The sequence below is a fragment of the Rhodoblastus sphagnicola genome (assembly GCF_002937075.1).
Taxonomy (GTDB): domain Bacteria; phylum Pseudomonadota; class Alphaproteobacteria; order Rhizobiales; family Beijerinckiaceae; genus Rhodoblastus; species Rhodoblastus sphagnicola.
Map to the genome: position 1 here is coordinate 1 of NZ_NHSJ01000059.1, position 4042 is coordinate 4042.

Genomic DNA, 4042 nt, shown 5'->3' on the forward strand with positions numbered 1-4042 from the left:
ACCCATTCACGCAGGGTGTGCGGCGAGCAGCCGATCTTCGACGCCACCGACGATACCGCCGCCCAGCGCGAGTCGTGATCGCCTTCGTGATCCAAAACCATCCGCACCGCGCGGGCGCGAACCTCAGGTGAAAATTTGTTGGTCGTAGTGCTCATGATGGCTCCATCCTATTTGGGAGTTGGAGCCTCCGGCAAACCCGGCGCGGTTCAGAGCCAACACGCCCATTGGCCCTTGATCACGGCCATAATGGCTAAAATGAAGGTCTCTCATGTTCGCAGTCAACCGTTTTGAACACAGGAGATTTGAACCGCGACGGCCAACGCCAAAAAACGCGAAAAAGCGCTGCTGACCGCCCTCGTCGAAGCAATCGTCGCCCCATCACCCCGGAATCCGGGATGAGCCTCTGACGTTTGCAACCGTCGTGTGGTGCCGGCAATGCCGCCAGAGCGCATGGCCGAAGGCGTTAACGATGCGTCGGGAAAAGCATTCTTCGAGGCCGTATCCGCCCCCGGCAGGGGGCTGATCGCGATAGGGGGTGAGGGCCTTCGTGTTCTCGCGTATCCGACAGGAACTTTTTTCAGGGGAACAACGTCCACGATCTTGAGGGTTGTTAATACTCCCCCAGCCCTCCGCCATGCATTGATAGCGCAGCGTGACTGCGCATCTCATTGCAGACGAGATGGTGGATTTCTGATTGACACCGTTGCAGTCGTCCGCTTTGAGCAGCGTCTGCGCTTGCCGCGCGGCTCTGCATTATGCAGCGTCGAGTTTGTGCCGCGCTGGCGTGGCGTTCATTGATCCGTTCGGTATCCACGCAAAAAATGCCGAGGGGGGCACGCCCAATGCGCGGCACATCTCGGACATAATCCTTGGTTCAATTCGCGTTTCTCCGCTCTCGAATTCCAGCAGGCGAGCGCTTGTGACGCCGATAGCCTTAGCCAGCGTGTGAACAAACCAGCCCCTTTGAAAGCGCATCTTGCGCAGACATGTGCCAACTTGCACATCGATCGAATTGAGAGCGTGCATTCCATAACCTAAGGTAGTAGGTCTATCCTAACGGCAGCTTTGAGTGTGTATGACTCATTATTAACAAAACATGAACAGTAGGATTCTTTTTCGCAGCTTTGAGTTGTGACGCAATAGCGACGTGCATCTTGCAAAAAAGCATGCTCTCATCTTTGGGAAATCAAACTGCTTAATTTATCAACATATTAATTTGATATGGATCAATATCTAAGGGGGATGTATCACATTAGCTTAAGCTGCGGCATGCACGCAAGTCGGATAGCGTCATGCAACTTTCGGTAGGTATTTTGTCGGAACATAACTGGACGCCGTGGGCGTTCAAGAGTGAAGCCCAACACCAAGATCAGGAGATGGACGTGACCGACAGCAGGCTTCCGGAATTGGTAGAAATCAACCTCTATTACGCCAAGGCTGAACTATGTCAGATGAGCGACCCTTCGGCCGTGGCGCGTGCTCTTCTCCATATCGAAGATGCGCTGAAGGAGCTGCGCGCCGCCAACCGTCGCCCAGCTAAAGAGGCAAAGAGAGAGACGGAAGCCGCCTGAGGCGAGGCACAAGTTCGACAAGGGGAAAGCCCGTGAGTTCGCGCGGTTCGGAACAGGTTTATTGGTCCATTGCCAGTACTCGGCGCGCGCAGCTCGCGAAATCGTAGACCTGCTTCAATATGAGCGTCGCAGATAGGAAGCACCCCGCGACGCCGGTCGCCGCTTCCAACTCCGACATGGCGAATGGCCGGTTCCGTGAGATTGGCAGCAAACTACTACGCCACGGTTCAAGGCGCGGACGAGTGGCAACGGCTTCACTTCGGTGAGCGCATCCAACCTCTCAAGCGTTACGTCGGTGCGGCTCCTTCACGCCCGGCGGCGTCCAGTATCCGCTGCGGGCCGATCTCGTGCAACACGACAATTAGGAAGGCCGCTCGTATTGCCTCACCAGAATTGTTGATAGACACGGAGCCGTTGCCTCACCTGAAATGCTGCCGAGAAAGTGTTGGCGGCGAGGGTGTGATGAGGCGGATCAGCATGACGACACGCGACGAACTGATAGCGGCGACGGTGGCTCGGTACGCGCTTGCGGACCGAACGCAGCGCAGTCGCATCTTGGACGAGTTCACGGCGGTGACGGGCTTTCACCGCAAACACGCGTCGCGTCTCTTGCGATCGGGGAAGGCGGCGAACCGCTCGGCGCCGCGGCTGTCGCGCCGGATCTAAGGCGATGCGATGAAAACGTAAGGGCCCTCATCGTCCTTGAGCCAGGCGATCAGGGCGCTGTTCTCCAGGAACGCCTTTAACAGCCCGTTGACGAAGTCGCCGTGTGCTGATTCCCTCTGATAATGGGAATGGGGCTGGATTATTTCGATGGCGATGAAGCGGGACGCCGGGGTTCAGAATGACCTCATCGCGACTTGGGCGGACATGCATCGCTCTCCCGGCCACGCCTTTACGACCGGTTGAACAAGCTCTTGAGCGACGCCAACTTCGACGCCTTCGTCGAGGAGGTTTGCAAACCGTTTTACGCGGCGACAATGGGCGCGCCCTCGCTGCCGCCGGGGCGGTATTTTCGCATGCACATGGTCGGATATTTCGAGGGCATCGACAGCGAGCGCGGCATCGCCTGGCGCTGCGCCGACTCTTTCTCGCTGCGCGATTTCCTGCGGCTGTCGAATTCCGAGAAGACGCCCGACCATTCCTGGCTGTCGAAAACGCGGGCGCGCTTGTCCCATGAAGCGCATGAGAAGATTTTCGACTGGGTGTTGAAGCTGATCGCCGAACGCGGCCTTGTGAAGGGCGAGCGGATTGGCGTCGACGGCTCGACCATGGAAGCCAATGCGGCGCTGCGCACCATCCTGCGGCGCGACAATGGCGAGACCTATCGCGCGATGCTGACGCGCATGGCCAAGGAGAGCGGCATCGAAACGCCGAGCGCCGAGGACTTGGCGCGGCTTGACCGCAAGCGCAAGGGCAAGAAGCTGTCCAACGACGACTGGAGGAGTCCAACCGATCCGGACGCCAGGATCGCGCGGATGAAAAACGGGACGACGCATTTGGCCTACAAGCCCGAACATGCCGTCGATCTGGACACGGGAGCGATTGTCGCCGCGCCGATCCATCCGGCGGACGAAGGCGATGTGGCGACCTTGCCCGCGACCCTGAAGGCGGCGGCGGAAAATCTCGCGGACATCAATCTTGCGCCGACGCGCGAAAGTCCCTGCGAGTTGATCGCCGACAAGGGGTATCATTCACGCGACGGGCTCAAGGACCTGGACGACGGCGTCTGGAAGACACGGATCGCCGAACCAAAGCCAGCCAAGGGCTATTTGCGCTGGCATGGCGACGAGGCGGCGCGCGACGCCGTTTACGCCAACCGGGCGCGGCTGAAATCGGGCGTCGGGCGCAAGGCCATGCGCCGACGCGGTGAGTTGGTCGAACGCAGCTTCGCCCATGTACTGGACCGTGGCGGCATGCGCCGCGCCTGGTTGCGTGGCCGCGAAAACGTTCACAAACGCTACCTGATCCATGTCGCCGGGTTCAACCTCGGCCTGCTGATGCGGGCGCTGTTCGGCGCCGGGGCGCCAAGGCAGGCGTCCGACGCAAAAAACGCCCTGCTATTCGTGTATCAGGCCGATGAAACCTTCGTTTTCGCCATCATGGCCGCGGTCGAGGGCAAATGGGCGTGTTGCCTCACCATCCTCAAGCCCGAACCGAATTAAGACGCGAAAGCGACTTCAGCCACGGCCTGTTAACCGTTTTTCGCTGGTCAGGACGGCGTCCTCCGCTTGCTTGCGCTCGGTGATGTCGTCGAATATCGCCACGAAATGGTCTGGACCCGGGCGGCAAACGGAGACGTTGAGCCAGCGCCCCATTGGCTGGAACGCGATCTCGAATCGCTCCGGCCGTCCGGTTCGCGGTACGCGTCCGGCACGGACCGCCTGTGATTTCGCGGGCAGATCGGTAAGACACTGTGCGTATGGATAGTCATACGCACAGTGTCGAAAAGCTGGCGATCGTCGAGACGG

The 4042-nt window shown here is 59.4% G+C and carries 5 protein-coding genes; 2 read left to right on the top strand and 3 right to left on the bottom strand.

Features of this window, described 5'->3' with window-relative positions; translation table 11 throughout:
• Positions 1-155, bottom strand: a 155-nt coding sequence (locus CCR94_RS09560) for a transposase (RefSeq protein WP_146089892.1), incomplete at its 3' end; no start/stop codon positions are given.
• Between the two features lie 598 nt (positions 156-753).
• Positions 754-1026: a transcriptional regulator gene (locus tag CCR94_RS26615; protein WP_104507650.1), complete on the bottom strand. Its 273-nt coding sequence runs from the start codon at positions 1024-1026 to the stop codon at positions 754-756.
• Positions 1027-1292: 266 nt separating this feature from the next.
• On the opposite strand from CCR94_RS26615, the gene CCR94_RS09570 reads away from it, so the two are divergent.
• The gene (locus tag CCR94_RS09570) at positions 1293-1571 is read left to right on the top strand and encodes a hypothetical protein (RefSeq protein ID WP_104507651.1); all 279 of its coding nucleotides are present in this window, start codon (positions 1293-1295) and stop codon (positions 1569-1571) included.
• 860 nt (positions 1572-2431) lie between these two features.
• Entirely contained in the window at positions 2432-3736 is a 1305-nt protein-coding gene (locus CCR94_RS09580) for a transposase (protein WP_483414390.1), read from the top strand.
• Positions 3737-3751: 15 nt separating this feature from the next.
• On the opposite strand, the gene CCR94_RS25665 is transcribed toward CCR94_RS09580, so the two are convergent.
• A partial coding sequence (locus tag CCR94_RS25665; RefSeq protein ID WP_206605808.1) for a hypothetical protein occupies positions 3752-4042 on the bottom strand: 291 nt, incomplete at its 5' end.